Source organism: Pseudoalteromonas sp. NZS127_1, assembly GCF_015864295.1.
Taxonomy (GTDB): Bacteria; Pseudomonadota; Gammaproteobacteria; order Enterobacterales; family Alteromonadaceae; genus Pseudoalteromonas; species Pseudoalteromonas arctica.
In genome coordinates this window covers 1-24,824 of sequence record NZ_JADYXO010000031.1, presented here as the reverse complement: position 1 = coordinate 24,824, position 24,824 = coordinate 1, and the positions used below count along the sequence as shown (strand labels likewise).

General features: G+C 39.5%; 20 protein-coding genes and 1 rRNA gene. 7 read left to right on the top strand and 14 right to left on the bottom strand.

From position 1 onward, the window contains the following. Window positions 1-13: 13 nt before the first annotated feature. From I6F50_RS18885 to I6F50_RS18875, 3 genes are all read right to left on the bottom strand, one after another. On the bottom strand, window positions 14-1,207 hold the full coding sequence (locus I6F50_RS18885; RefSeq protein ID WP_010554396.1) for a glycine C-acetyltransferase: 1,194 nt from the start codon (window positions 1,205-1,207) through the stop codon (window positions 14-16). A 169-nt stretch (window positions 1,208-1,376) separates the two neighbouring features. Beyond that, a complete protein-coding gene (gene gmhB, locus I6F50_RS18880) occupies window positions 1,377-1,940 on the bottom strand; it encodes a D-glycero-beta-D-manno-heptose 1,7-bisphosphate 7-phosphatase (RefSeq protein ID WP_197142700.1) in 564 nt (187 codons plus the stop codon). Continuing rightward, window positions 1,940-2,998 carry a glycosyltransferase family 9 protein gene (locus I6F50_RS18875; protein WP_197142698.1) on the bottom strand — a complete coding sequence of 353 codons (1,059 nt, stop codon included), beginning with the start codon at window positions 2,996-2,998 and terminating at the stop codon, window positions 1,940-1,942. The genes gmhB and I6F50_RS18875 overlap by 1 nt, the downstream gene beginning before the upstream one ends. A gap of 122 nt (window positions 2,999-3,120) precedes the next feature. Between I6F50_RS18875 and I6F50_RS18870 the strand changes: the two genes are divergently transcribed. Beyond that, window positions 3,121-3,849 (top strand): 3-deoxy-D-manno-octulosonic acid kinase, encoded by a 729-nt coding sequence (locus I6F50_RS18870; protein WP_197142696.1) that lies wholly within the window; start codon window positions 3,121-3,123, stop codon window positions 3,847-3,849. 31 nt (window positions 3,850-3,880) lie between these two features. Here I6F50_RS18870 and I6F50_RS18865 read toward each other — a convergent pair whose 3' ends face one another. Together I6F50_RS18865 and I6F50_RS18860 are read right to left on the bottom strand one after the other, a co-directional pair. Next, window positions 3,881-4,966: a glycosyltransferase gene (locus I6F50_RS18865; protein ID WP_197142694.1), complete on the bottom strand. Its 1,086-nt coding sequence runs from the start codon at window positions 4,964-4,966 to the stop codon at window positions 3,881-3,883. Continuing rightward, window positions 4,966-6,036 carry a glycosyltransferase family 1 protein gene (locus tag I6F50_RS18860; protein WP_197142692.1) on the bottom strand — a complete coding sequence of 357 codons (1,071 nt, stop codon included), beginning with the start codon at window positions 6,034-6,036 and terminating at the stop codon, window positions 4,966-4,968. The genes I6F50_RS18865 and I6F50_RS18860 overlap by 1 nt, the downstream gene beginning before the upstream one ends. 211 nt (window positions 6,037-6,247) lie before the next feature. Here I6F50_RS18860 and I6F50_RS18855 point away from each other — a divergent pair, with 211 nt between their 5' ends. After that, entirely contained in the window at window positions 6,248-7,753 is a 1,506-nt protein-coding gene (locus I6F50_RS18855) for a capsule assembly Wzi family protein (protein ID WP_197177015.1), read from the top strand. A gap of 98 nt (window positions 7,754-7,851) precedes the next feature. On the opposite strand, the gene hldE is transcribed toward I6F50_RS18855, so the two are convergent. Then, window positions 7,852-9,291, bottom strand: a complete 1,440-nt coding sequence (gene hldE / locus I6F50_RS18850) for a bifunctional D-glycero-beta-D-manno-heptose-7-phosphate kinase/D-glycero-beta-D-manno-heptose 1-phosphate adenylyltransferase HldE (RefSeq protein WP_197177013.1) — start codon at window positions 9,289-9,291, stop codon at window positions 7,852-7,854. Further along, window positions 9,291-9,881, bottom strand: coding sequence for an SIS domain-containing protein (locus tag I6F50_RS18845; RefSeq protein ID WP_024611243.1), 591 nt, complete (start codon window positions 9,879-9,881; stop codon window positions 9,291-9,293). Before I6F50_RS18845 ends, hldE begins: the two co-directional genes overlap by 1 nt. A 182-nt stretch (window positions 9,882-10,063) precedes the next feature. On the opposite strand from I6F50_RS18845, the gene waaA reads away from it, so the two are divergent. Beyond that, a complete protein-coding gene (waaA, locus tag I6F50_RS18840; RefSeq protein WP_165739966.1) occupies window positions 10,064-11,392 on the top strand; it encodes a lipid IV(A) 3-deoxy-D-manno-octulosonic acid transferase in 1,329 nt (442 codons plus the stop codon). Continuing rightward, window positions 11,389-11,937 (top strand): DUF1415 domain-containing protein, encoded by a 549-nt coding sequence (locus tag I6F50_RS18835; protein WP_165729383.1) that lies wholly within the window; start codon window positions 11,389-11,391, stop codon window positions 11,935-11,937. The genes waaA and I6F50_RS18835 overlap by 4 nt, the downstream gene beginning before the upstream one ends. Before the next feature lie 61 nt (window positions 11,938-11,998). Here the strand turns inward: I6F50_RS18835 and I6F50_RS18830 are convergent, their stop codons facing one another. The 4 genes from I6F50_RS18830 to purL form a co-directional block, all read right to left on the bottom strand. Continuing rightward, window positions 11,999-12,328 carry a YdbL family protein gene (locus I6F50_RS18830; RefSeq protein WP_165729382.1) on the bottom strand — a complete coding sequence of 110 codons (330 nt, stop codon included), beginning with the start codon at window positions 12,326-12,328 and terminating at the stop codon, window positions 11,999-12,001. A gap of 11 nt (window positions 12,329-12,339) precedes the next feature. Beyond that, complete coding sequence (locus I6F50_RS18825; RefSeq protein WP_165729381.1) at window positions 12,340-12,537, bottom strand: YnbE family lipoprotein; 198 nt, start codon at window positions 12,535-12,537, stop codon at window positions 12,340-12,342. A gap of 2 nt (window positions 12,538-12,539) precedes the next feature. Continuing rightward, window positions 12,540-14,990 (bottom strand): YdbH domain-containing protein, encoded by a 2,451-nt coding sequence (locus tag I6F50_RS18820; RefSeq protein WP_197177011.1) that lies wholly within the window; start codon window positions 14,988-14,990, stop codon window positions 12,540-12,542. A gap of 128 nt (window positions 14,991-15,118) precedes the next feature. Further along, entirely contained in the window at window positions 15,119-19,009 is a 3,891-nt protein-coding gene (gene purL, locus I6F50_RS18815) for a phosphoribosylformylglycinamidine synthase (RefSeq protein WP_197177009.1), read from the bottom strand. Between the two features lie 211 nt (window positions 19,010-19,220). Between purL and mltF the strand changes: the two genes are divergently transcribed. Both mltF and I6F50_RS18805 read left to right on the top strand, forming a co-directional pair. Beyond that, entirely contained in the window at window positions 19,221-20,747 is a 1,527-nt protein-coding gene (gene mltF, locus I6F50_RS18810; RefSeq protein ID WP_165729378.1) for a membrane-bound lytic murein transglycosylase MltF, read from the top strand. A gap of 163 nt (window positions 20,748-20,910) precedes the next feature. Further along, a complete protein-coding gene (locus tag I6F50_RS18805) occupies window positions 20,911-21,078 on the top strand; it encodes a hypothetical protein (RefSeq protein ID WP_007584688.1) in 168 nt (55 codons plus the stop codon). A 2-nt stretch (window positions 21,079-21,080) separates the two neighbouring features. Here the strand turns inward: I6F50_RS18805 and tadA are convergent, their stop codons facing one another. After that, on the bottom strand, window positions 21,081-21,596 hold the full coding sequence (tadA, locus tag I6F50_RS18800) for a tRNA adenosine(34) deaminase TadA (protein ID WP_101162827.1): 516 nt from the start codon (window positions 21,594-21,596) through the stop codon (window positions 21,081-21,083). A gap of 178 nt (window positions 21,597-21,774) precedes the next feature. Between tadA and I6F50_RS18795 the strand changes: the two genes are divergently transcribed. Further along, entirely contained in the window at window positions 21,775-23,079 is a 1,305-nt protein-coding gene (locus tag I6F50_RS18795; RefSeq protein WP_010554383.1) for an inosine/guanosine kinase, read from the top strand. Window positions 23,080-23,116: 37 nt separating this feature from the next. Here the strand turns inward: I6F50_RS18795 and glsB are convergent, their stop codons facing one another. Next, complete coding sequence (gene glsB / locus I6F50_RS18790; protein WP_007584683.1) at window positions 23,117-24,040, bottom strand: glutaminase B; 924 nt, start codon at window positions 24,038-24,040, stop codon at window positions 23,117-23,119. 538 nt (window positions 24,041-24,578) lie between these two features. Then, a 5S ribosomal RNA gene (rrf, locus tag I6F50_RS18785) occupies window positions 24,579-24,693 on the bottom strand. Window positions 24,694-24,824 lie beyond the last annotated feature (131 nt).

Below are 24,824 nucleotides of genomic sequence, written 5' to 3'. Positions count from 1 at the left end.
GTTTAAAATAAAATTAAATAACGCCCATTTCTTTACCAATGCGGGTAAATGCATCAATAGCAATATCGAGTTGCTCAATGCTATGCGCCGCTGAAATTTGTGTACGAATGCGGGCTTGCCCTTTTGGTACTACAGGGAATGAAAAACCAGTTACGTAAATACCTTCAACAAGTAACTTATCAGCCATTAACGAGGCTACTTTTGCATCTCCCAGCATTACTGGGATGATTGCATGATCTTTACCTGCACACGTAAAACCAACAGCTTCCATTTGCTCACGGAAATATTTAGCATTTGACCAAAGTTTAGCGCGAAGCTCGCCGCCATTTTCTAGCATTTCAAGTACTTTAATTGATGCAGTAACAATTGAAGGTGCTAATGAGTTTGAGAATAAGTATGGGCGTGAGCGCTGACGTAACCATTCAACAATTTCTTTTTTACCTGATGTATAACCACCTGAAGCACCGCCTAGCGCTTTACCTAATGTACCGGTGATAATATCTACACGGTCTAATACATTACAGTACTCTGGTGTACCTTTACCGTTTTCGCCAACAAAGCCGACTGCGTGAGAGTCATCAACCATTACAAGTGCATCGTATTTATCAGCTAGGTCGCACACAGCTTCTAAATTACAAATAACGCCGTCCATAGAAAACACGCCATCGGTAGCAATTAGTTTAGTTTTAGCGCCAGCTTCATCTGCTGCAATAAGTTGCTTTTCAAGATCAGCCATGTCGTTATTTGCATAACGAAAACGCTTAGCTTTACACAAACGTACACCATCAATAATTGATGCATGGTTTAACGAATCAGAAATAATAGCATCTTCTGCGCCTAAAATAGTTTCAAACAAACCAGTGTTTGCATCAAAACACGAAGAATATAGAATGGTGTCTTCAGTTTCCAAAAACTCACTGATTTTTTTCTCTAGTGTTTTATGAATATCTTGCGTACCACAAATAAAACGAACAGACGCAACACCAAAACCATGATTATTTAAACCGTTTTGCGCAGCTTCAATTAGCTCTGGGCTATTAGCTAGACCTAAGTAGTTATTAGCACAAAAGTTGATTACTTTACCTGATGCAACTTCGATTTGAGCTTGCTGCTGAGATTTAATAATACGTTCGCTTTTATACAAACCTTCGGTTTTTACGTCTTCAATTTGCTGTTGTAGCTGGCTAAAAAAAGCAGATGCTCTCATCTGTGTTCTCCATTTATTTGAACGGGTAAACAACCACATTTAAGCGACTGTTTATTATGGGGGGTATTGTAAAAGTTTAATGGGAAAAATGCACGGTTTGTAGTTCGTCGCAAACGCCCTAAACTGGAAGGAATTCCTGCCAGTTTACAGGCTAATCTGTTTAGTTTATTTATGTCTTTAAAAGTGCAGGTAAACTGTTTATAGAATCGATAATTAAATCAGCCTCTTGCTTGGCACTTTCATCAAAGCTTTGACCTGAACGCACTAAAACGCGGGTAGTGATCCCTGCTTTTTTCGCAGCCTGCATATCACTGAGTTTATCGCCCACCATAATACTGCAAGCAGGGTCGATGTTATGCTCTTGTATGCCTTGCAATAACATCCCTGGCGCAGGCTTTCTGCAACTGCACTCTTTCAAATATTCAGGGTGCGCTTTTTTAGGGTGATGAGGGCAAAAGTACACATCGGCAACTTCAATACTGTGATCGCTAAATTGGGTTTTCATCCAATCAGTTAGTGCTAAAAAATCAGTTTCGGTGTAATAACCTCGGCCAATTCCAGATTGATTAGTGACGATTATGATTTTATAGCCCGCATCATAAAATGCTTTACAAGTACTAAAAACACCTTCAATAAATTCAAATTTATCGCTTTGATACACATAACCATGATCAACATTTACTACGCCATCTCGGTCTAAAAAAAGTGCTTTATTTTTTTTTTGTACATTCATTACAAAGACTCTTTTTGTACAACATGATCAAACATCGCTTTTACGTCATCAACTGTAATTTGGCTCATTAAATCATCGCCTTTTACGCGCGTACCCCACGGCACTTGCTCAGCCGTTTTACCAGTTTGCTTAAGCAAATTTTGATGATAAACCTCTACCACGTAGTCTTGGTATAAGTAAGGACCTGTGCGTGCTGGGTTTGAATGTGCGTATAAACCAATAACCGGCGTACCAACCGTTACCGCCATATGTGCAGGACCCGTATCGGGCGCAAGCACTAAGCTGCCACGCTTTAACACGCACAACAACTCTTTGAGTTTCGTTTTACCCACTAAATTTAAAATAGGTGTTTTACTATACTCAACAATACTATTTGCTAGGTTAATTTCAAGTTCTGTTGGCCCCCCCGTCAATACCACCTTAAAGCCTTGCTCATTTGCATAATCAGCCAATGCTGCATAACGATCAGCGAGCCAATTGCGCTGTGCTTTACTTGCTGCTGGCGATATTACTAACAGTTTATTAGTTAGGTACTTTGGTGTTAGTAACTCATCTGCAATCGCTTGGTCTTGCTCTGTATATGGCATGTTCCAACTCGGTTTATAATCAGCAACACCAATGGCTTTTGCAAAACCTTTAAAGCCTTCAAGCACATGCGCCTGAGCTTGTGGCTCTATTCGTTTATTAATAAACAAGCTGTGCAATTCTTTTGAACGCGCCCAATCAAATCCTATTTTTACTTTTGCAGGAATACAATGCGCTACAAATCCAGCCCTTAATGCAACTTGCATGTTAAGTAGTACATCAAACTGTTGATCTTTAAAGCGTTGCTTTAAGCTTTTAAGTGCGGCTTTTCCTTGCTTTTTATCAAATACCACCAGCTCAACACCAGGTAAGTCAGCAAGTAACATGGCTTCTATTTTGCCAATAACCCAGGTGATTTTTGCATTAGGGTGTGCTTTTTGAATGGCTTGTACAGCACTCACACCATGACATACGTCGCCAATGGCTGAGAGTCTTAATATACAAATAGATGAATAGTTAGGAGCTTGAGTCACACATTCCCTTAGGTATTAAATACAAAAGCCGATCTTAAATTATAATCACGCTATTGCAAGCACTTATCCTCAGCTTTAAAACGCGCTAATATAGGCATATTATTTAGCAATTACGCAGAGCTATGTTTAAACAACACGTGCAAGGCAATCACACTGTATTAAGCCACCCTAAATACACGAGCCAAATTACTCTCGATTGGTTTGATGCAAATTATTGGCAACAACGAAATAAAATTGTGGGCGCTAAAAAGGGCCGAGCAACTGCGTGGTTTTTTAAACAAGACGAATTAACAGCCGTACTTAGGCATTATTGGCGCGGTGGCTTAGTGGGTAAATTGCTAAGCGATCAATATTTATATCCAGGGCTTGAACAAACCCGTGTGTATAAAGAGTTTAGCTTAATGAGTAAACTTATAGAGCTTGGTTTAAACGTACCAACCCCTATTGCAGCTAAAGTAACCCGCAGCGGATTAATTTATCGTGGGGATATTATTACCGAGGCTGTTAAAGGCGCTAAAAGCGTACTCGATATATTAATTGAACGCCCATTGACCGAAGATGAGTTGGAGCGCATAGCTAAAACAATCGCGCTATTTCATTCAAAAGGTGTTTATCACGCCGATTTAAACATTAATAACATTTTGTTTGATGATACTGGTGATGTGTACATTATCGACTTTGATAGAGGTGAAATAAAAATGCCTAATGTGCAGTGGCAACAAAGTAATATGGAACGACTTGAGCGCTCATTTTTAAAAGAACAAGGTCGAAACGAGACATTTAATTGGCAAGCGACTGACTGGCAAACTCTGCACAGCAACTACTTCAAAGCGCTCGCTAATATAAGTTAACCTAATATAAGTTAACCTAATATAAGTTAACTTAGTTAGCCAATGCTAAATACTTCAGAGCAACCTGCTCTGCCTGTACTTGTTTTAGAATATCTGCGTTTTCTACATTTGGCTTATCTGCTAGCACCTGCTTAACGGCATTGGTTAATGCCTCACCTTGCTGAACGGGTACTAAATATTTACTTAGCTCGCCTGTTAATATCTCGCTTGGTCCAAATGTACAATTAGTGCTAACTACCGAAGTACCCACCGCTAAAGCCTCAATTAATACCGTTGGAAGTCCTTCAAAATCAGAACTCAACACTAAAGCTTTGGCATGCTTAATCCAGTTGTACGGGTTTTGTTGAAATCCTGGCACTACTAACTGTTTTTCTATGCCGTATTCCTGTGCAAGCTTTAGCGCTTTAGCCGGTTTATTACATAAAAGTACTAACTTGTATTTTTTATCAAGCTTTGCAAATGCTGCAAATAATATATCGTGGCGTTTTTGTTTGGCGAGTCTTCCTACATGAATTAAGTAGGGCTCATTTGGGATATTGTTATTTTGCTCATTTGCTTGCTGTCTTATTTTTTCAAAATCGAACGGGTTGTAAATAGTCGCAATTGCACTTGGGTTAATTAAATCCCCTTGTGTTATTTCTTTTTCAACACCCTTTGATACGCAAATAAGTGATTTACCATTTAAATTTTGCTTACTTTTTTTAAGATATAAGTATGAAAATGGACCTAACTTTTTTTGACGTGCAAGTTCTGCATTAACTGAGTTGTGAATAACAAAATGAACATTTTTGATATTACTACGCGCGAGCAAGTTATTACTTCTATCAAGATTAGAAAGCACTAAATCAATATTGCCCAGCTCGCTTTGTTTTTTTTCAAACCAAGTTTGTAGTGTTAAAATGCTATTTTTACGCTGCCAAAATCGATCTACTTTTGATGCCCTATGTGCGAATAAACTCTCCACGTTAAGTACTTCAGGGATATTATATTCAATAGAGTTAGCAAGAGACAAAATAGTGATTCGGTGCTTTAACTTGGCCATTTCCTCAGCAAGGGTAAGCATTACTTTTTCAGCACCACCACCCACAAGGGAATCAATTACAATCACTATATTCATTAGCGATCCCCTATAAGCATATTTTTTATGCCATTAGTGATCACATCGAAGCTATGTGTATTATCAAGTTGGCTATATTTAGCAACGAATTCATTATAGAAAGGCTCGCTAATAACTTGAGCTATTTTCGTAGTGATTTCATCAATATCAAGATTTGCTTTTATGACAACACCTGCATTAACACAATGATCCAAACGTGTATTTTGATCTTTTGAGATAGCACATGCCACAACGGGGGTTTGAACTGCAATTGCTTGCAGTAAAGTATCTCCACCGCTAAGTAATGCGATTTTAGCTTGGCTCATTAATGCCAAAAAATCAGTACTTTGCAGACTTGCTAAACAAGTAACCTCATCACTTTCAGGAATGGCTTTCTTATAATTGGGACCAAACACAACAACTGCTTTTAAACCAGTGTGCTTAGTAATTTTAAGCGCGGCTTTAAAGTAAACATCAGCGCAATTAAGGTTATTTAATACATGTCCGCCTGAGCCAGCATTTACAATAAAATAGCCTTCCGATACTAAGTTATAGCGATTTAAAACATCACGTTTTTGCGCGCAAGAGGCAAATGTAACAAAAGGACCTACATTTCGAGGATGTGCCAAGGGAAACATGTCTAACTTCGTACTTTCAGCCCATGTAAGTGGCTCAATACAATAATCAGGCTGTACAACCCAATGTGTATCAATTAAATTAATTCTGTTAAGTTTTAAGCCTTTAGCACGTTTTTTTGCATGCTGAGAAATGAATATAACTTTAGCGCCTACCTTTTTAGCCGCCTTCATATGCCCTGCACGTCCTGCACAATCAAAAACAACGACATCAGGTTTAAATTGCTCTATAAAGTCGCAAACAAAATCAAGCTCTTTAGTCGCTGAGTGTTCGAGTAGTGTAGCTTTAAAAGGACAAGTTTTAGCATAAGGAGTATGCTTATTTAATATAAAATGAATATCGAGAGAATCTGCAAGTTCTGCCTGTAAACTTTGAGCCAACAACAACGAGCGCATATATTCACCAATGCCTTCCGGTGATGATACTGGAATAAATAAAAGTCGTTTGTTGCTCATTGCATTCTCAATGTCCTATTTGAGCTCCAGTATATCAATCAGATACTTATTACGATAGACAGGTTACATTTTAATATATTAAATTAACTCTATAAATTTGATTATTTACTGCAATAGCAGACTTAGATTGATAAACTTAGCCGCAATCTTAATCACAAGGATCTGAACTTTGCGAAACAGAATTTTTCTACTTTCTACTCTTTTTTGCGCTATGAGCGCATCAGTTAATGCTGAGCCATGGGTAAAACCCGATGATTATGGTCTAAGAGCTGATATTCAACAATTAGCTGATGCCGGTGTTATTTTAGCTCCTGTAACTACCTATCCGCTTATGTGGAAAAGTTTTATAAGCGATGTAGAAAGTATGCCGCTGGAGCAATTATCTCCAAGCTTACAAGATGCTTTACTTCGCGTTAAACATCGATATAAATCAGAAAATAGTAGCTCACATAGTCTTCAATTATCAGCTTTTGCAGCCACAGATCCAATCATAGCAACAAGCTTTGGTGCAACAAATACTCAAGAAACAGAGCTTTCTGCAGCTTACGCTTATTTAGGCGATAACTTTGCAGCTAAAGTAGCTATAAATTATAGAAAAGACGGTAAAAAGTGTTTAGTTGATGGAAAAACGACTGACGATATAGTTACCAACGAGCAAGCTTTAACCGATTGTAACGATACCTCACTTGATGATAGTTACTTAGCTTACCGTTTAGGTAACTGGATTTTTAGAGCCGGTGCTGTTGAACAATTTTGGGGACCTGGTGTTGATAACAGCTTAATTATGTCAGGTAATGCGAAACCTTTACCTGCACTAAGTGTTACCAGAGAAAAAAGTACTGCTTTCGAGACACCATGGCTGAGCTGGATTGGTCAATGGAGCTTTACTGCACAAATGGCTAAACTTGAGTCTACGCGTGTTATACCTGATGCTTTACTGTGGAGTACCCGTGTTAATTTCCGCCCTATTCAACAGCTAGAAATTGCACTTAGCTGGTCTGCACAATGGGCTGGCGAAGGGCAACCAGGTTCTGCTGGCGACTTTATTGATGTAGTTACAGGGAAGGCTTCATGTGTTGATGGTAGCGAAAGCTGCGATAGTCAATTTGAATCTAAAATTGGTAATCAGTTAGCTGGAATTGATATTCGCTGGTCTGATATATTATTAGGTCAGCCATATGCTATTTATGCAAGCACCATAGGTGAAGATGCTAGTTCAAAATTTAAGCCATCAAGTAGAGCATATTTATTTGGCTTACAAACCACACAGCGAGTATACGATCAAAATATATTAATAAATGTCGAATATATAGATACTGGTGTTTCATGTACAACAGGGTTAGTCGATGAAAATTGCTATTATGAACATACTGATTATAAATCAGGCTACCGTTACCACGGACGCACAATTGGCTCAACTTACGATAACGATGCACAATCAATTGTTCTCACATTGTTAGGACAACTATCAAATGGTGATGATTGGCAGGTAAAGTTACGAAATGTTGATTATAATAGTGATAATAGCGATTGGTACCCTAGCAATCCCGATTTAGGTAACAGCATAACTAAAACAGCGTACAACTCTAAGCAATTAGAACTGCGTTACAGAATGCTCTCTATGGGAGGGCGCGTCACTTTAGGTGCTTTTGCGTCTAACAACGACGGTGCTGAAAACGATACTTCTGCATTTGCTAAGTACGAATATAACTTTTAATAAGTTACTTTTAATAAAGTAACGTATTAAAAGTAAGAAAGGGATGAAAACAGTGTTTTCATCCCTTTTTTTTATTTTTTAGCAAACTAAATCAGTAATTACTGTTTAATTTTACTTATTACTTTTGATGTTGAGCACCCATCTAAAAATTCAAGCACTTCAACTTTTCCGCCATGGCGAAGTACATGCTCAGCACCCGCTATTTGCTCTACGGTGTAGTCGCCACCCTTAACTAAAATATCAGGGCTTATTTGCTCAATTAATTTAGCGGGAGTATCGTTTTCATCTAAACTGCCAAACGGAATAACCCAATCAACTGATGAAAGTGCGCTAAGTACCATTGCACGTTCATCTAATGGGTTAATAGGACGATCTGCCCCTTTTAAACGCGTAATAGATTCGTCATTATTTAATCCAACAACGAGTCTATCGCCTCGCGCTTTAGCTTGTGCTAAATAACGCACATGCCCAGCATGTAAAATATCAAAGCAGCCATTAGTAAATACAATGGTTTCACCGTTTTGTTTTGCAAATTCAATATGTTGAAGCACATCATCAAATGGTGTTTGGTAATGTTCACCAGTAGTATGTAAATACTGTCCAAGCTTACGACTTAATTCTTCTGGCGAAACCGTAGCTGCTCCAAATTTACTAACCGCTATACCTGCCGCTAAATTAGCAATCTCTACAGCGTCTTTAGGTTCCATGCCCGCGCCAAGCATTACCGCCAGTGTCGCTATAACCGTATCACCAGCCCCGGTTACATCACTTACTTCAAGCTCTTGCGCTGCAAAATCAAACTTTTCATCTGCACTAATAAGCGACATACCTTGCTCAGAACGTGTAAGCAACATAGCATTAATGCCATTTTTGCTAATTAAATCACGCGCACTTGCTGTCAAAGCTTCTTCTGAATCGGTTTGACCACCTGCTAACTTAAACTCATGTAAATTAGGCGTAATGTAATCAGCACCTTCATATAAATGTAAATCTGGCGATTTAGGATCGATTAAAACCGTTTTACCCGCACTTTTAGCAAGGCTTACCATCTCTTTTATTAAGCTTAAAGATCCTTTACTGTAGTCAGAGAACACAATGAAATCGTATTCATCTAGCACAAGCTCTAAACGGTTTAATAAAAGTTGGCTGTGTTGCTCAGTGAATGTTTCTTCTAAATCTAAGCGAACGAGTTGTTGATGACGACTAATAACGCGCATTTTTGAAATAGTTGGCAAATCACACACACTGACTAGCTGTGAGCTAATATTTTCACCTTTTAGAATTGTTTCTAAAATTTGACCGCTTTCGTCTTCACCAATTAAGCCCAGCAAGCCTACTTTTGCATCTAAACGCGCTATGTTTTTTGCAACGTTAGCTGCACCGCCCGCTTTGTCTTCGAATTTACTTACTTTAACAACGGGTACTGGCGCTTCTGGCGAAATACGCCCTGTATCGCCATACCAATAACGGTCTAGCATTACGTCGCCAACAACCAATATTCGTGCTGCCGATAAATTTTTTAATAACGATAAATCCATTACTGCTGCTCCGCAACAACCATATCCATGGCTTCACATAACCAGTGACCTATAAACATGTGAGCTTCTTGGATACGTGCTGTTTCGTCATTTTTTATAATGATAGGTAACTTAGCAATATCTTTTACTTTACCGCCATCACGTCCAGTTAATGCCACTGTAAAAGCACCTAGTTTATTTGCAGCTTCTAATGCTAAATTAATATTATTACTAGTACCTGATGTGGTTAAACCTATAACTAAATCTTCTGGTTTACATAGCGCTTGAACTTGGCGTTCAAACACCGTATCAAAGTGATAATCGTTGCTGTGTGCAGTTAAAATTGATGTGTCTGTAGTCAATGCCATTGAGGCAAGCGGACCACGCTCTAATTTATAACGCACTACAAACTCGGCTGCTAAATGCTGCGCATCGGCTGCACTACCGCCGTTACCAAACCAAACAATCTTGCCACCCGCTTGTAATGCACTGTGACATGCTTCTAACAGTTGCATAGATTCTTGATGATAAGCTTCCATCGTTTCAAATAATGCTTGATGACGGTTTAATGTTTCAACGTAGCTAGCTGCCACTGAATCGATAATTGACATGAAAAATTCCTCTAGGAACTGAAATAGCAGGGAAAAATTAAATCCATTATTCCATAATTTTATTTAATTGTGTGCATTTTATCGGGTTATAACTGAACCCAGACCATATTTTATTGCGAGTATGTTTAGAAAACGGCTATTTCACGGTAAACTAACGCCACTTCCCTTTAAGAATGATCAGTATGGCACGCATTTTTTACTCCTTAGCATTAATTTTTATTAGCCCACTGATTGTATTTTATCTCTATATTTTACGAGGTAAAAAAAACCAAGGCTATCGTGCACACTTTAAAGAGCGCTTTGGGTTTGTCAGTAAGTCTTTATTTACGACTAAAACCAAGCCTTTAGTTTTTCATTGTGCGTCTGTTGGTGAGGTACTTGCCGCAACGCCGCTTATTAAAGCGCTTCAAAAAGCGCATCCAAATTTAAATATACTTATAACCTGTAATACCCCAACAGGCAGAGAGCAAATACTTAACCAATTTAAAAATACTGTTGCGTGTAGCTACTTACCAATTGATTTTCCGTTTGCGACAGCCCGATTTTTAAAGCGTATTAAGCCACAAGCATTATGTATTTTAGAAACCGAGCTATGGCCAAATTTAATGGCGATAAGTCACAAAAAAAATATACCGATACTTGTTATCAATGCAAGGCTCTCTGAAAAGTCGCAGCAAGGCTATCAAAAGGTCGCTAAATTAACGCATATTATTATGCGCTCAATTACAGTACTTGCGAGTCATAACAAGGCAGATGCGGAGCGTTTTATAGAGCTTGGTCTCGAAACTTCAAAAAGCTATGTAACAGGCTCTATAAAATTTGATATAACACCAAGTGAAGAGCAATTAGCCAAAGTACTCAACCTTAAACAGCTTTATAGTATTAATAAAAATAATAGTAATGAAAATAGCAGTAATGAGCACGATACTGACGAGCGCTTTGTATGGGTTGCAGGCTCAACACATCCTGTAGAACATGAATTAGTATTGGCAGCTCACCAAGAGTTACTAAAAAAACAACCGAATGCATTACTTATAATTGCTCCGCGCCATCCAGAGCAATTTGATAAAGTGGCAGAGCTTTTAACACAAAGCCCACTTAGTTTTAGCCGTCGTAGCCAAAATAACTACAACAATGAACAAGTACTTCTTGCTGATACGCTTGGTGAGTTACAGTGTTTATATGGCGCTGCAAATGTAAGCTTTATTGGTGGCAGCTTAATTCGCAGAGGTGGGCATAACCCACTGGAATCAGCGGCGTTTTCGGTAGGTGTAATAACAGGTCCACACACATATAATTTTGACCATGTTTATCCCGAGCTAATAAAGCTCAAAGGCGCCGTAATGGTTGATAACAACGACGAACTAGCAAAGCAGCTCATAACGTTTAGCCAAAACACAAAAGCATGCCAAACCTTAGGTATTAAAGCCGCGCAATGCGTAGCTAAAAACCAAGGTGCAATACAAAAAACACTTACCATTATTCACCAATATTTAGAGCCAAAACCGTGACCAACATAGCTATAAGCCAAACCCGCGAATGGGTATCATCTGTTATTGTTAAATATAACTTTTGCCCGTTTGCCCGCAAAGAAGTAGAAAATAATTGTATTCATTACATCGTAAGCCCAGCAACGAGCATGGATGACGCCGTAATGGATATGCTTGAGCAATGTGTTGAGCTTGACCGTGAACCAGAGCGCGAAACAACGCTTATCATGTTTGATAACGGCTTTAGTGATTTTGAAGACTTTTTAGACTTGGTCGATTTAGCTAATGCGCTTTTAGTCGCGCAAGGGTTTGAAGGCAAGTATCAAATTGCTAACTTTCATCCTGATTACGTATTTGCCGACAGTGATGAAACCGATGCCGCAAACTACACAAATAGAGCGCCTTTTCCTACTCTGCATTTAATCCGCGAAGCAAGTATGAGCGAAGCGCTTGATAGTTATAACGAGCCTGAATCTATTCCAGAGCATAATATAAACCTAGCAAGGCGTAAGGGTATTGATTTTTGGCAGCAGTTACTCGAAGGCTGTAAAAAACCGAGCGCTTAGAGGCTCGGTTTTATTCTTGATTTTATTCTTAGCTTTAGCAAAGTAAAGCTAGCTGGGATCGCTATTTTTTAACCCAGTTACCATTTACTTCAACGTAATGACCACTTTGGGTTTTTTCAATTGTTTTGGCAGCGGCGAGTGCCTCTACTTGTGAAAGTGACAAGTTATTCTTTTTAGCCAGCTTTAAGTACTGCGCTTTACGCTTTGCATTTATGTCATCAACAACCGCTTTTGCTTCTTCATTTTGTACAACAAGCCCTAAATAACCAGAGCTATCCTCACCGACTAAACCTTGGTTTTTGGCGTCATCAAGGCTAATAGCCCACACAGAGAACGACATACATACAGCGCTAAGTAATGTAATAATATTTAATTTTTTCTTCGTATTCATGTTCTAACTCCTTAAAATAACTCACTGTCGTCACTAAATAAACTGTCGAGTTCTTTGTCTACTTTTACGCGAATTTCGTGATCAACTTTCACATTTAAATTAATTGTAATAGGCTCTTTTGCAGACACCTCAACACGGTGCGTGCAGGCACTTAGTACGCTAATAGCACCCAGCGCGAGCAGTACTTTTATCGATAACGACTGTCTCATTATTAGTTTCCTTTTTGTGAGTATTGTTGCTCAACTTTTTGTGTAATTTCGTCACTTAAACGCAATGCGCGTAAAAGTGTAAATACGTTTTCTTCATGATTGTAGTTAAAGTTAACTTGCTGCTGCTCTGCTTTATTATAACCTTGTAAGTTAACACCGAGTTTTAACCAACCATCACTTTTTAGTGCAACACTACTATTTAGCTTTTGAATATCTAGATTTGTTAATAATCCTAACACAGGTTGCAACTCTTGCTGTTGCTGCATCACCGAATCAAACGCTGCGTTATTAGTAATTTTTAAATTACCTGTGCCTTGGCTAAATAAACTGCCATCAATTATTTCAATTTCACCACTATTAAAGTGGACTGGCAACGCGCCTGCTAAGCGTCCCGTTAATACAATGCCCGACTTATCATCGAGTGTAACGAGTTTACTCGCATCAATATTTTCAAACTTAACATTAGCGACTTGATTTGGCTTCCCTACTGTGTAGGTATCTAACGAAAATTCGCCGCCAAATACATCGCCCGTTATATCGTTTACTAGAGCGCTATTATCGTTAACTTGCCACTGCCCTTTAATATTTTTTACAACAGCACCGGCTCTAAATTCATTTAAATTAAAGGTAGTTGGTTTTACATTAAGCTTACCTGAATTATATTGCCCGCTAAATACGCTATTCAAATCACTCGCAAGGTAATCGTTATAAAGTGCACCTATGTGAGTAACCCCTATATTGAATGAAGCGTTTTGCAAGTTTACATCACCACTAATATAGCCATTAAATTTACCCTCGGTTAGTTGCGCAAGTGGTTCAAATTGACTAATAAATGCATTTAATGGCAGCACACCTTGTTCAGGAATAATGACTTCAAACGGATTAGCTTGCGCCGATACATGATGATTTATCACTAACTCGACATCGTTTATAAATGCGTGATGAGTGGCTTTTAGTGCACGGCTTTGTAGCCCATTAGACTCTACTTTTATATTATTAAGTTTTATGTCAGGGCTATTAACAGCCTTTATATTCGTTTTTGCTGTTAACTCGGCAAATAACTCGCCCACGCCTAAATTAGCATTTGCTGTTAATGTGTTACTTATATCCGTTGCTTTAAATTTTTTATATTGTGCGCTTTTAAATTGATGCGTTAATGTTACTTCTGCGTTTAACTGCTTATCCATTTTTGCAGTTAAATCACCTTGGTATTGCACTGCGCTTATATCAAACGCATCTACACTATTGAGCGTTAATTTAGCATTTATAAGCCCAACTGGTTTTGAGTCAATAAACTCACTTATATCAAAGTGACCACCAAGGCTAAGCCCATTCGCTGTTGCAGGAACAAATTCAGGCAAGCTTTCAAGCGCAACCGCGTAATCGCCTTTAATCGTAGTGCCCACTAACTGAGCATTAACGCTGAAATTATTTATATCGGGTGTGCTTATTTGAGCTGATAAATTTGTCTGTACGTTTTCAAGTGGCGATTTAATATTAACTGCTGTATCTGTCATTAAAATATCAAATTGCTTAACGCCCTCACTCACCAAATTAATTGCAGATAAGCTCAGCTCACTATCCTTTAAGCGAATTGATTGAGGGAGTTTAAGTTGCCAATTTAAAGGAACTTGATTGCTGACAAAACCTGCGTATTCACTCGGTGAAATTAAATTCGCACAACTTGGCGTTAAATTAATTTTGTTATTAAGCAAATCGGTATTAAGCATTAACGCTTGGCTGTTTAAATTAAAATGAGTTGCCAACTTGCCAGAGGTTAATACGTTGGCCTGACATTGCTCATAAGTATGAGTAAACTGGGCACTAATATCGCCATTTAATTTAAGCTCTATACCGTCAAAGCTAAACGCTTGCTGAGTATTAAAATTAACGCCAGCTATTAAGGTGTTTTTAGTGTTTATAACTTGCTTTAAAAGAGTGTCATTTACTGCAAACTGACCACTTACTTTATCAGCAGTCAAAATCGCACTCGCGTTTATATCACCAGTGACATTAAACTGATTTAGTGTGGGTTCCAATATACTTATTTTTAGTGGCTTATTGAGCTGATCACTTTTTACTGCAAGCTGTTTAATGCTGATTAATGGACGGGTTGAAGGAAGCGCTAAATCAAGATTTTTAGCAAGTTGATTAGCATTATCGTTTTTAGGGAAAGGATTAACCGTTAGCACAGCATTTTTAATATCTATACGTTTTATATTTGCAGTAATACCAGTAAGTTGTAACTGTTGATTTTGATAATTCACACACACTTTATCAGCATAGATATTTAGCTCAGACGTAATTGAAAAGTCGAGACAACTTAACGTAATGCCTGCTTTTTTAAGCTCAGGCGCTATAGCCCACTGTAATAAAGGCAAACGAAATACATAACCAAGCAGCAAGATACTTAGCAATATAGCCCCAACAATTAAACCAACTCGTTTAAACATACTATCCTTACATGCTTTGTGCTTTTAACTTGGTGCAAAAAGCATACTAATCAAAAAAGGCTGCACAATGCAGCCTTTTTTATTTTACAGCTAGATTATGAATCTAACTTGTATAAACGCAAATGTAATTAACCTACATTTTTACGTGCATTACGGAACATACGCATCCACGGGCTATCTTCGATCCATTCATCAGGATGCCAAGAGTTAGCAACGCTTCTAAATACGCGTTCTGGATGCGGCATCATTACAGTTGCGCGACCATCAGTAGAGGTAATACCTGTAATACCTTCTGGAGATCCATTAGGGTTAGCTGGGTACTGCGTAGTAGGGTTACCGTAGTTATCTACAAACTTAACCGCTACAGTGCCGCTATTAAGCGCCGCTTTAGTGGCTGCATCGTTTGCAAACTCAGCATGACCTTCACCATGAGAAACCGCTATAGGCATACGCGAGCCAGCCATTCCGTTAAAGAACACAGACGGATTTTCTTGTATTTCTACTAAACTAAAGCGTGCTTCAAAACGCTCTGATTTATTAGTTACAAAGCGCGGCCAATGTTCAGTGCCAGGGATCAACTCTTTTAATGTTGATAACATTTGGCAACCGTTACATACACCTAAGCTAAAGGTATCTTCGCGGTGGAAGAAGTTTTGGAACTGATCGCGTGCCATATCGTTAAACAAAATAGACTTAGCCCAACCTTCACCCGCACCAAGTACGTCACCGTATGAGAAACCACCACATGCCACTAAACCTTTAAATTGCTCTAGCGTTAAACGACCTTCTAAAATGTCGCTCATGTGTACATCAATGGCAGCAAAACCAGCACGATTAAACGCAGCCGCCATTTCTAAATGAGAGTTAACACCTTGCTCACGTAAAATAGCCATTTGCGGTTTAGCACCGGTTGCAATGTATGGTGCAGCTATATCTTCGTTTAAATCAAAGTTTAGTTTTACGTTTAAGCCTGGATCTTTTGCATCAAACTTTGCATCAAACTCTTGCTTAGCACACTCAGGGTTATCACGGCGTGCTTGCATTTGATACGTTGTTTCAGCCCAAATAGTGCGAAGCTCAGTACGCGTATGATTAAGTACCGTGTTTTCGCCACGGTTAAATATAATCGTATCGTCGCTATTAAGTGTACCGATGTTGTGAGTAATTACTGCAATACCATGTTGCTCAAACACAGCATTTACTGCATCTAAATCACTATTTGCAACTTGAATTACTGCACCTAGCTCTTCGTTATAAAGCGCTTCAATGTCCGAACCTGTTAAACCTGCTAAATCAACCGTTACACCGGTATGACCCGTAAACGCCATTTCAGCAACCGTGGTAAATAAACCACCGTCTGAACGGTCATGATAAGCAAGTAACTTACTATCGGCCACAAGCGCTTGCATTGCGTTATAAAAGCCTTTTAATAACTCTGGGCTATCTACATCAGGTGTTACATCACCTAATTGCTTATAAACTTGCGCAAGGCTTGATGCACCCATGCGGTTTTTACCCGCACCTAAATCAACTAATATAAGCGATGTGTCGCCTTTATCTGTACGCAGTTCTGGAGTTACTGTTTTACGTACGTCGTCAACACGACCAAACGCAGTTATAACCAGTGAAAGCGGCGACGTTACTGACTTCTCTTGTGAGTCACCTTCATCTTTCCATGTCGTTTTCATTGACATAGAATCTTTACCTACTGGAATCGTTAAACCAAGCGCAGGACAAAGCTCTTCCCCTACGGCTTTAACCGCTTCGTATAAACCAGCATCTTCACCTGGGTGACCCGCTGCTGCCATCCAGTTTGCCGATAACTTAATGTTTTCAAGGCTACCGATGTTTGCACAGGCAATATTAGTTAACGACTCAGCTACAGCTAAACGAGCAGATGCACCGTAATTAAGTAATGCTGCAGGAGTACGCTCACCGAGTGACATAGCTTCACCGTGGTAAGTATCATACGTTGCCGCAGTTACTGCACAGTTAGCAACAGGCACTTGCCAAGGACCGACCATTTGATCGCGCGCTACTAAACCCGTAACTGAGCGATCGCCGATTGTTATTAGGAATGTTTTTTCTGCAATGGCTGGTAAACGCATTAAGCGCTGCGCTGCATCTGCTGCATTTATTAATGTAGTATCAAGCGCTTTACCAACAACTTGCTTTGACGTTACATCGCGATGCATTTTAGGTGCTTTACCTAATAATACGTCCAGCGGTAAATCAACAGGGTTATTTTCAAAGTGGCTGTCTGACACTGTTAAGTGAGGTTCAGCGGTTGCTTCACCAATAACAGCGTACTGGGCACGTTCACGCTTACAAATTGCTTCAAAGCGGTCAAAGTCCTCTACGCCAACAGCGAGTACATAACGCTCTTGTGATTCATTACACCAAATTTCGTGCGGTGCCATGCCTGGCTCATCGTTAGGAATGCTACGTAATTGGAACTTACCACCACGTCCGCCATCATTAACAAGCTCAGGAAACGCATTTGATAAACCGCCAGCACCTACATCGTGGATAAATGCAATTGGGTTTTCATCACCTAGCTGCCAACATTTATCGATAACTTCTTGGCAACGACGTTCCATTTCTGGGTTTTCGCGCTGTACTGAAGCAAAGTCTAAATCTTCATTTGACTGACCTGAAGCCATGCTTGATGCAGCACCACCGCCTAAACCAATGTTCATTGCAGGCCCACCTAGCGCAATTAATTTAGCGCCTACAGGAATATCACCTTTTTGAACATGATCAGAGCGAATATTACCTAAACCACCGGCAAGCATAATTGGTTTATGATAACCACGTACTTCTTCGCCATTATGGCTTGTTACTTTTTCTTCGTAAGTACGGAAGTAACCTAATAAGTTAGGACGACCAAACTCATTATTAAATGCAGCGCCACCCAGTGGACCTTCTGTCATTATATCAAGCGCGTTAACAATACGACTCGGCTTACCAAAATCGCTTTCCCATGGTTGCTCGTAACCTGGAATACGTAAGTTTGATACCGTAAAGCCAACTAAACCAGCTTTTGGTTTAGAGCCACGACCTGTTGCGCCTTCATCGCGAATCTCACCGCCAGAGCCCGTAGCTGCACCAGAGAATGGCGCAATAGCTGTTGGATGGTTATGAGTTTCAACTTTCATTAATATTTCAATGTCTTCTTGATGATACGCATATTCACCTTGCGCATTTGGGAAGAAGCGACCCGCTTTTGAGCCTTTCATTACTGCCGCGTTATCTTTATACGCCGACAATACATTTTCAGGATTTAGCTCAAAGGTATTTTTAATCATTTTAAACAGCGATTTTGGCTGCTCTTTTCCATCGATTGTCCAGTCAGCATTAAATATTTTATGGCGACAATGCTCTGAGTTTGCCTGTGCAAACATAAACAATTCGATATCATTAGGGTTACGTCCTAACTTTATAAAGTTTTCTACCAAGTAATCTATTTCGTCATCAGCAAGGGCAAAACCTTGCTCAACATTGGCTATTGCTAATGCTTCGCGTCCGCCACCTAAAATATCAACAGACGACATTTGGCGCGGTGCATCACTGCGAAACAGTTGTGCAGCATCTTCAAGCTCACTATGCGTGGCTTCGGTCATACGGTCGTGTAATAACGCAATTACTTGTGCAAGTTGTTCTGCGTTTAAGTCACCTTCAACATAATAAGCAATACCGCGTTCAACACGGTGAACCTGTTTTAAACCACAGTTATGGGCAATATCGGTTGCTTTAGATGCCCAAGGTGAAATGGTACCTGGGCGAGGTGTAACAAGTACAAGTTTGCCGGCTGGGGTATGCTCAGCAATAGTTGGACCGTAAGTTAATAGTTTTTCAAGCTTGGTTTGCTCGGAGCTACTCAACGGCGATGTTAAATCGGCAAAGTGAGCATACTCGGCGTATACGTTAGTGACTGGAAGTTGCGATTGTTGGCAACGCGCTAAAATTTTATTAACTCTGAACTCTGACAGTGCTGGTGCACCACGAAGGATCAACATAGGTAATTTCATCCGGGGTTAGGGATTGAACGATATTTTAGGCACGCATTATAGTCCAATTAGCATTCAGATTTAACTCAAAATTACGCTTTTCATAAAATTAACTTTTTAGCTTTATTTATAGCCTCTTTTGGTTAATAAAATAAAAGGTAAAGTGACGCGATGGCTTAGTTTTGCTATAACGGTGACTGGCGAGCTTAAGGGGCACTCAATGTTCAAAGAAAAACTAATAATAATCATTACTTTAGTTATGCTGTTATGTGCATGCGATATGCAAGAGCAGCCAACTCAACTCGCCCAAATAAAAGAACACAATAAAATACGTGTGGGTACCCTTGCGAGTGCTAGTAATTATTATCAAGCCGTTCAAGGTGAGCAAGGCTTTGAATATGAGTTATCTCAAGCCTTCGCTGAATATTTAGGTGTAGAGCTTGAAATAGTCCCTTTCTTTAACTTATCTGACATGTTTGAACGCCTTGAAAGCGGTGATTTAGACTTAATAGCGTCAGGACTTACCTATAATAAAACCCGTGCAGAGCAATACCGCTTTGGGCCAACTTACAGAACAATTAGCCAAAAATTAGTTTATAAGCAAGGTCGCGTTCGTCCTCGAGAGTTTGACGATTTAGACGGTAACTTTACTGTTATAGCTAAAAGTAGCCACTCGCTTACTCTACAAAAAATGAAGAAGAACAATCCAGACCTTACCTGGATAGAGAGCGAAGAGTTTGATGAAGAAGAATTACTTCAAGCGGTTATTGATGGCGAGATAGATTACACCCTAGCCGATACACATACATTATCGTTGTTTCGCCGTTATCACCCCAATTTAAGCATCGGTTTTTCAGTTAGCCATAACGACCCTATTGCATGGATACTCAATAAATCAGATGACGACTCTTTATATGCGTTATTGGTGCCATTTTTTGGTGACGTTAAGCAAAGTAACCAGCTCTACGTACTCGAAGAAAAGTATTTTGGTCACGTACGCCAATTTAATTATGTAAATACCCTTGCTTATATCGAAGCAATTAAAGAAACCTTACCAACATACCAGCCATGGTTTGAACAATATGCAGGTAGCCTTGACTGGCGATTATTAGCAGCACTAAGCTATCAAGAATCTATGTGGAATCCTCGCGCTAAATCACCAACAGGTGTGCGCGGCATCATGATGCTAACTCGCAGTACAGCCAAACAAGTGGGTGTTACTAACCGATTAGAGCCAGAGCAAAACATTCGTGGTGGCGCTAAATACTTAAGCAAGCTTATTAAACGTATTCCTGACCGTATCCCGCAACCCGACCGCACATGGCTTGCTTTGGCCGGATACAATGTAGGTTGGGGGCACGTTAACGACGCACGTATAATTACCGAACAGCAAGGTGCAAGTCCTGACAAATGGGCTGATGTAAAAAAACGCCTACCGCTATTAATTAAAAAGCGCTATTACCGTAAAACTCGCTACGGTTATGCCCGAGGCGATGTAGCTGTTAAATATGTCGATAATATTCGTCGCTATTACGATGCACTTGTTTGGCTAGATGAAAATGATGCTATTGCTGCAGAGCCTGAGCCAAAACCAATTACAGAGTTGAGCACTGATACTGAGCTAAAGCTAAAGCTAAACGAAAAAAGTGAAGTGAAAAGTGAAGTAAAAAGTAAGGCAGATGAAGCTCAAACAGAAAAACAACAACCTATAATCGAACCCGAACAGTCGAGTGAAAACAATGGCTAAGATTAATATAAGTACCCGTTTATTGAGTATGTCAGTAAGCAAAATTTAAGTAAATTAAATATCTGTTTACTTGTCACCAAATGATCACTAATGTGTGTTAATTGTATATTATTATTTTATAAGATATACCCGTGCCTTTCTCACTCTTGCATTAGGAGAAAACATGCTAAAACGTAGACGCACACAAAGATTAAAACGCAATGTCATTTATTCAACGGCCACACGTCGTCGTGTTATGTTGCGAAAACTACACAAAAAAATCATCTGGCGTCGCCGAATGTTTGCTATGCAGCAAATGGCCGAATCAGAAATAGAGCCAATCGCTAGTTAACTCTAGTTAGGCTTATTTATTTGTTCATCACGAGCAGCTTTCTTAGCTGCTTTAATTTGCGCTCTTCTACGTTTAAAAAAATTCGAAATAGTATCACCGCACAGCTGTGCCAAAACACCACCGCACACCTCAACTTGATGATTTAACTTAGGCTCTTGTAATAAATTCATAATTGAACCCGCAGACCCTGTTTTAGCATCGACTGCTCCAAATACTAAACGCTTTATTCTGCTATGCACTAACAATCCCGCACACATAGAACATGGCTCTAACGTTACGTATAGGGTGCAATCAATTAAGCGGTAATTGTTAAGGACTTTTCCAGCTTCTCGCACTGCAATCATTTCGGCATGGGCAGATGGGTCATTATCCGTTATTGAGCGGTTATACCCGACTGAAACTAGCTGGTTATCTTTGACTACAATTGCTCCAACCGGAATTTCATCAAGCAGCTCTGCTTGCTTTGCATACAAAAGCGCTTGTTCCATCCAGTAGGAATCATCAAATGGTTCGTTCATTATTTCTACTTAAATAACCTTTTATGCTGTAATTATACCTAGTTAGCACTCTAAAGTGCGCCATTCATTACTTTATTCCAAAAATAAAACAATATTTACCCGTTTGTAATGGCTCACTCGTGCTGATTTACGCTATAATCTCACGCTTTTTTTATTTAGCTCACAACACGGGTAGCAAATGAAATTTCCTGGACGCCGCAGGCATAAACATTATTTTCCAGTGGAAGCCAAAGATCCACTTACCAATCAACTTAACGCAACAGAGCGATTACAACGTAGTTATATTACGGGTATCGATCAGATCGTTGTTGATATAGAGGCAAAAGTTGATCAAGCTTTCCTTGACGAATTTCAACTACGTAGAGGGATGTCGCAAGTTATTGATAGCGATACAACAAACGCCTTATACGATCGTTTAAAATTAAACAATATGGTTGATTTTGAGTTTGCCGGTGGAACCATTGGTAACACTATGCACAACTACTCTGTACTTGCAGATGATCGCTCAGTTTTATTAGGCGTAATGAGCGAAAATATAAAAATAGGTAGCTACGCTTACCGTTTTTTATGTAATACCTCAAGCCGTGTAGACTTAAACTACCTTCAACCAGTTGATGGGCCTGTAGGGCGTTGTTTTACATTAATTGATGAAACCGGTGAGCGTACTTTTGCAATAAGTGCAGGCCTAATGAATCACTTACGTCCTGAATCTATCGATAAAGACCTTATTGAGAATTCATCAGCGTTAGTGATTAGTGCCTATCTTATGCGTACTCAAGGTAGCGAAACAATGACTGAAGCCACTATGCAAGCGGTAAAATACGCTAATGACGCAGGTGTGCCAGTTGTGCTAACACTCGGTACTAAGTTCTTAATTGAACAAGACCCTACTTGGTGGGCAAACTTTGTTGAAAAGCATGTTGATATTCTTGCTATGAACGAAGAAGAAGGTTTAGCTATTACAGGTTTTGAAGATCCTCTTCTAGCTGCTGATAAAGCACTTGATTGGGTAGACTTAGTTATTTGTACCGCTGGCGAAAAAGGCTTATTTATGGCCGGCTACGTAGACGAAAGCTTAAAGCGTGAAACCGAATACCCGTTACTACCAGGCGCCATACCTGATTTTAACCGTTACGAATTCTCACGAGCTATGCGTAAAGATGAGTGTGATGAACCTATCAGAGCATACAGTCATACGGCCCCATTTATGGGTGGACCTGATTCAATAAAAAACACCAATGGTGCAGGTGACTGCGCACTTGCGGCTGTACTACATGATTTGTCAGCGAATGTTTACCATAAGCTTAATGTGGCAAACTCAGCTAAACATCAGCAACAAGCTATTACTTACTCGTCACTATCGCAAATTAGTAAATATGCTAACCGAGCGAGCTATGAAGTATTAGTTCAGCACTCTCCGCGTTTATCTCGTGGTTTACCTGAACGTGAAGATTGTTTAGAACAAGTTTATTGGGAACAATAAATAACGGTGGGAGCAATTATTGCTCCCTATCGATTTCCTAAAAAATAGAAATATCGAGCTTTTTAGATAGCAGTTCTAATGCTGCTATTCCTGCAACGGAGTTACCAAACGAATTAAGCCCCGGAGAATAAACAGCTACAGTAAACTTATTTGGTAACACAGCTAAAATAGTTCCTGACACTCCCGACTTACCTGGCATGCCCACTCTGTAACCAAAATCACCCGCAGCATCATATAAACCACTCGTGAATAAAAGCGAATTAAGCTGTTTATTCTGACGACTACTTAAAACACGATTGCCCGATCGATTATCAACACCTTTATTAGCTAAAAAATTATAAGCTTTTGCTAATTCAATACAGTTGAGCTCAATAGAACAAAAGTTAAAGTAAGCCCACAAAACATCATCAACTTCGTTTTCAAAATTACCAAATGACTTCATTAAATGTGCCATAGCAGCATTTCGGTGCCTGAACTCATACTCTGAATTAGCGACTTTTTTATCAATTACTATGCCTCTATTACCAGCTAATAACCTGAAAGTTTCGAGCATAGAATGCATTGGCGCAGATAAGCGGCTGTATAATGCATCACACGTTACAATTGCGCCTGCATTGATGAATGGGTTACGAGGAATCCCCTTTTCAAACTCAAGCTGTGTAAGCGAGTTAAAGGCTGTACCTGAGGGTTCCTTTCCGACTCTATGCCAAAGTTCATCACCATAACGCTGTAGTGCCATAGTAAGTGTCATAACTTTAGAAACTGATTGAATAGTGAAGCGTTGAGAACAATCCCCTGCGCACACAGTTTCACCATCAGTTGTATAAATAGCGATAGAAAATTGTTCCGGATCAACCTCGGCAAGCGCCGGTATATAATCAGCTACTTTCCCTTGTGATAATAAAGGACGTACTTCATGTGCTATTTCATCAAGCACCTTTTGGTAATCAGCTGTAGGCAATCTAGACCTCTATATCGTCATTCATAAGAATTGGATTTTAACACGCGCTATTAGGTGCACCTAGTTTTGTTGTCGAATTTAACGGTGAGATTTTACTAAATTTAAATAGAAAAAAACGTCACATTACTGTATCTGGTTTCTCTTAATTAAATCCTGGTAATGTCATGATGCCCACTGCGGTGGAGAGTCACAGTGCAAATGCTACGAACTCATTGTCGAGCGGAGATTTTTATGATTTTAGTGTCGGGAGTCGCTACGCTCGCCCGACCTACGTGATAGGTGTTGATGTGAGTGTGTGTTAATTGCGTGTTTTTCACTTTTCTGCAGACATAAAAAAGCCCGAATCTTAAGTTCGAGCGCTCTACAATGTGAAGTCGGTGCGCTACGCAGTAGGATGTCGTAGTGCCCACAGCGGTAGAGAGTCACAGTGAAATACTACACTATTATTAATCGTATCGTCTCTTAGTATGCAGAGTTTTACTAATTTCAAAAAGCAAAAAACCCGTTATATTGCTATAACGGGTTTCTCTTAATTAAATCCTGGCAATGTCCTACTTTCACATAGCAAATGCTACACTATCATCGGCGCTGTTTTGTTTCACTACTGAGTTCGGCATGGAGTCAGGTGGGTCCAAAACGCTATTGTCACCAAGAAAATTCTTTTCAATTTTCTTATTTTAATTATTAAGATTAAAGTCCTTCGACTGAATTTGAAGCCTGGTAATGTCCTACTTTCACATAGCAAATGCTACACTATCATCGGCGCTGTTTCGTTTCACTACTG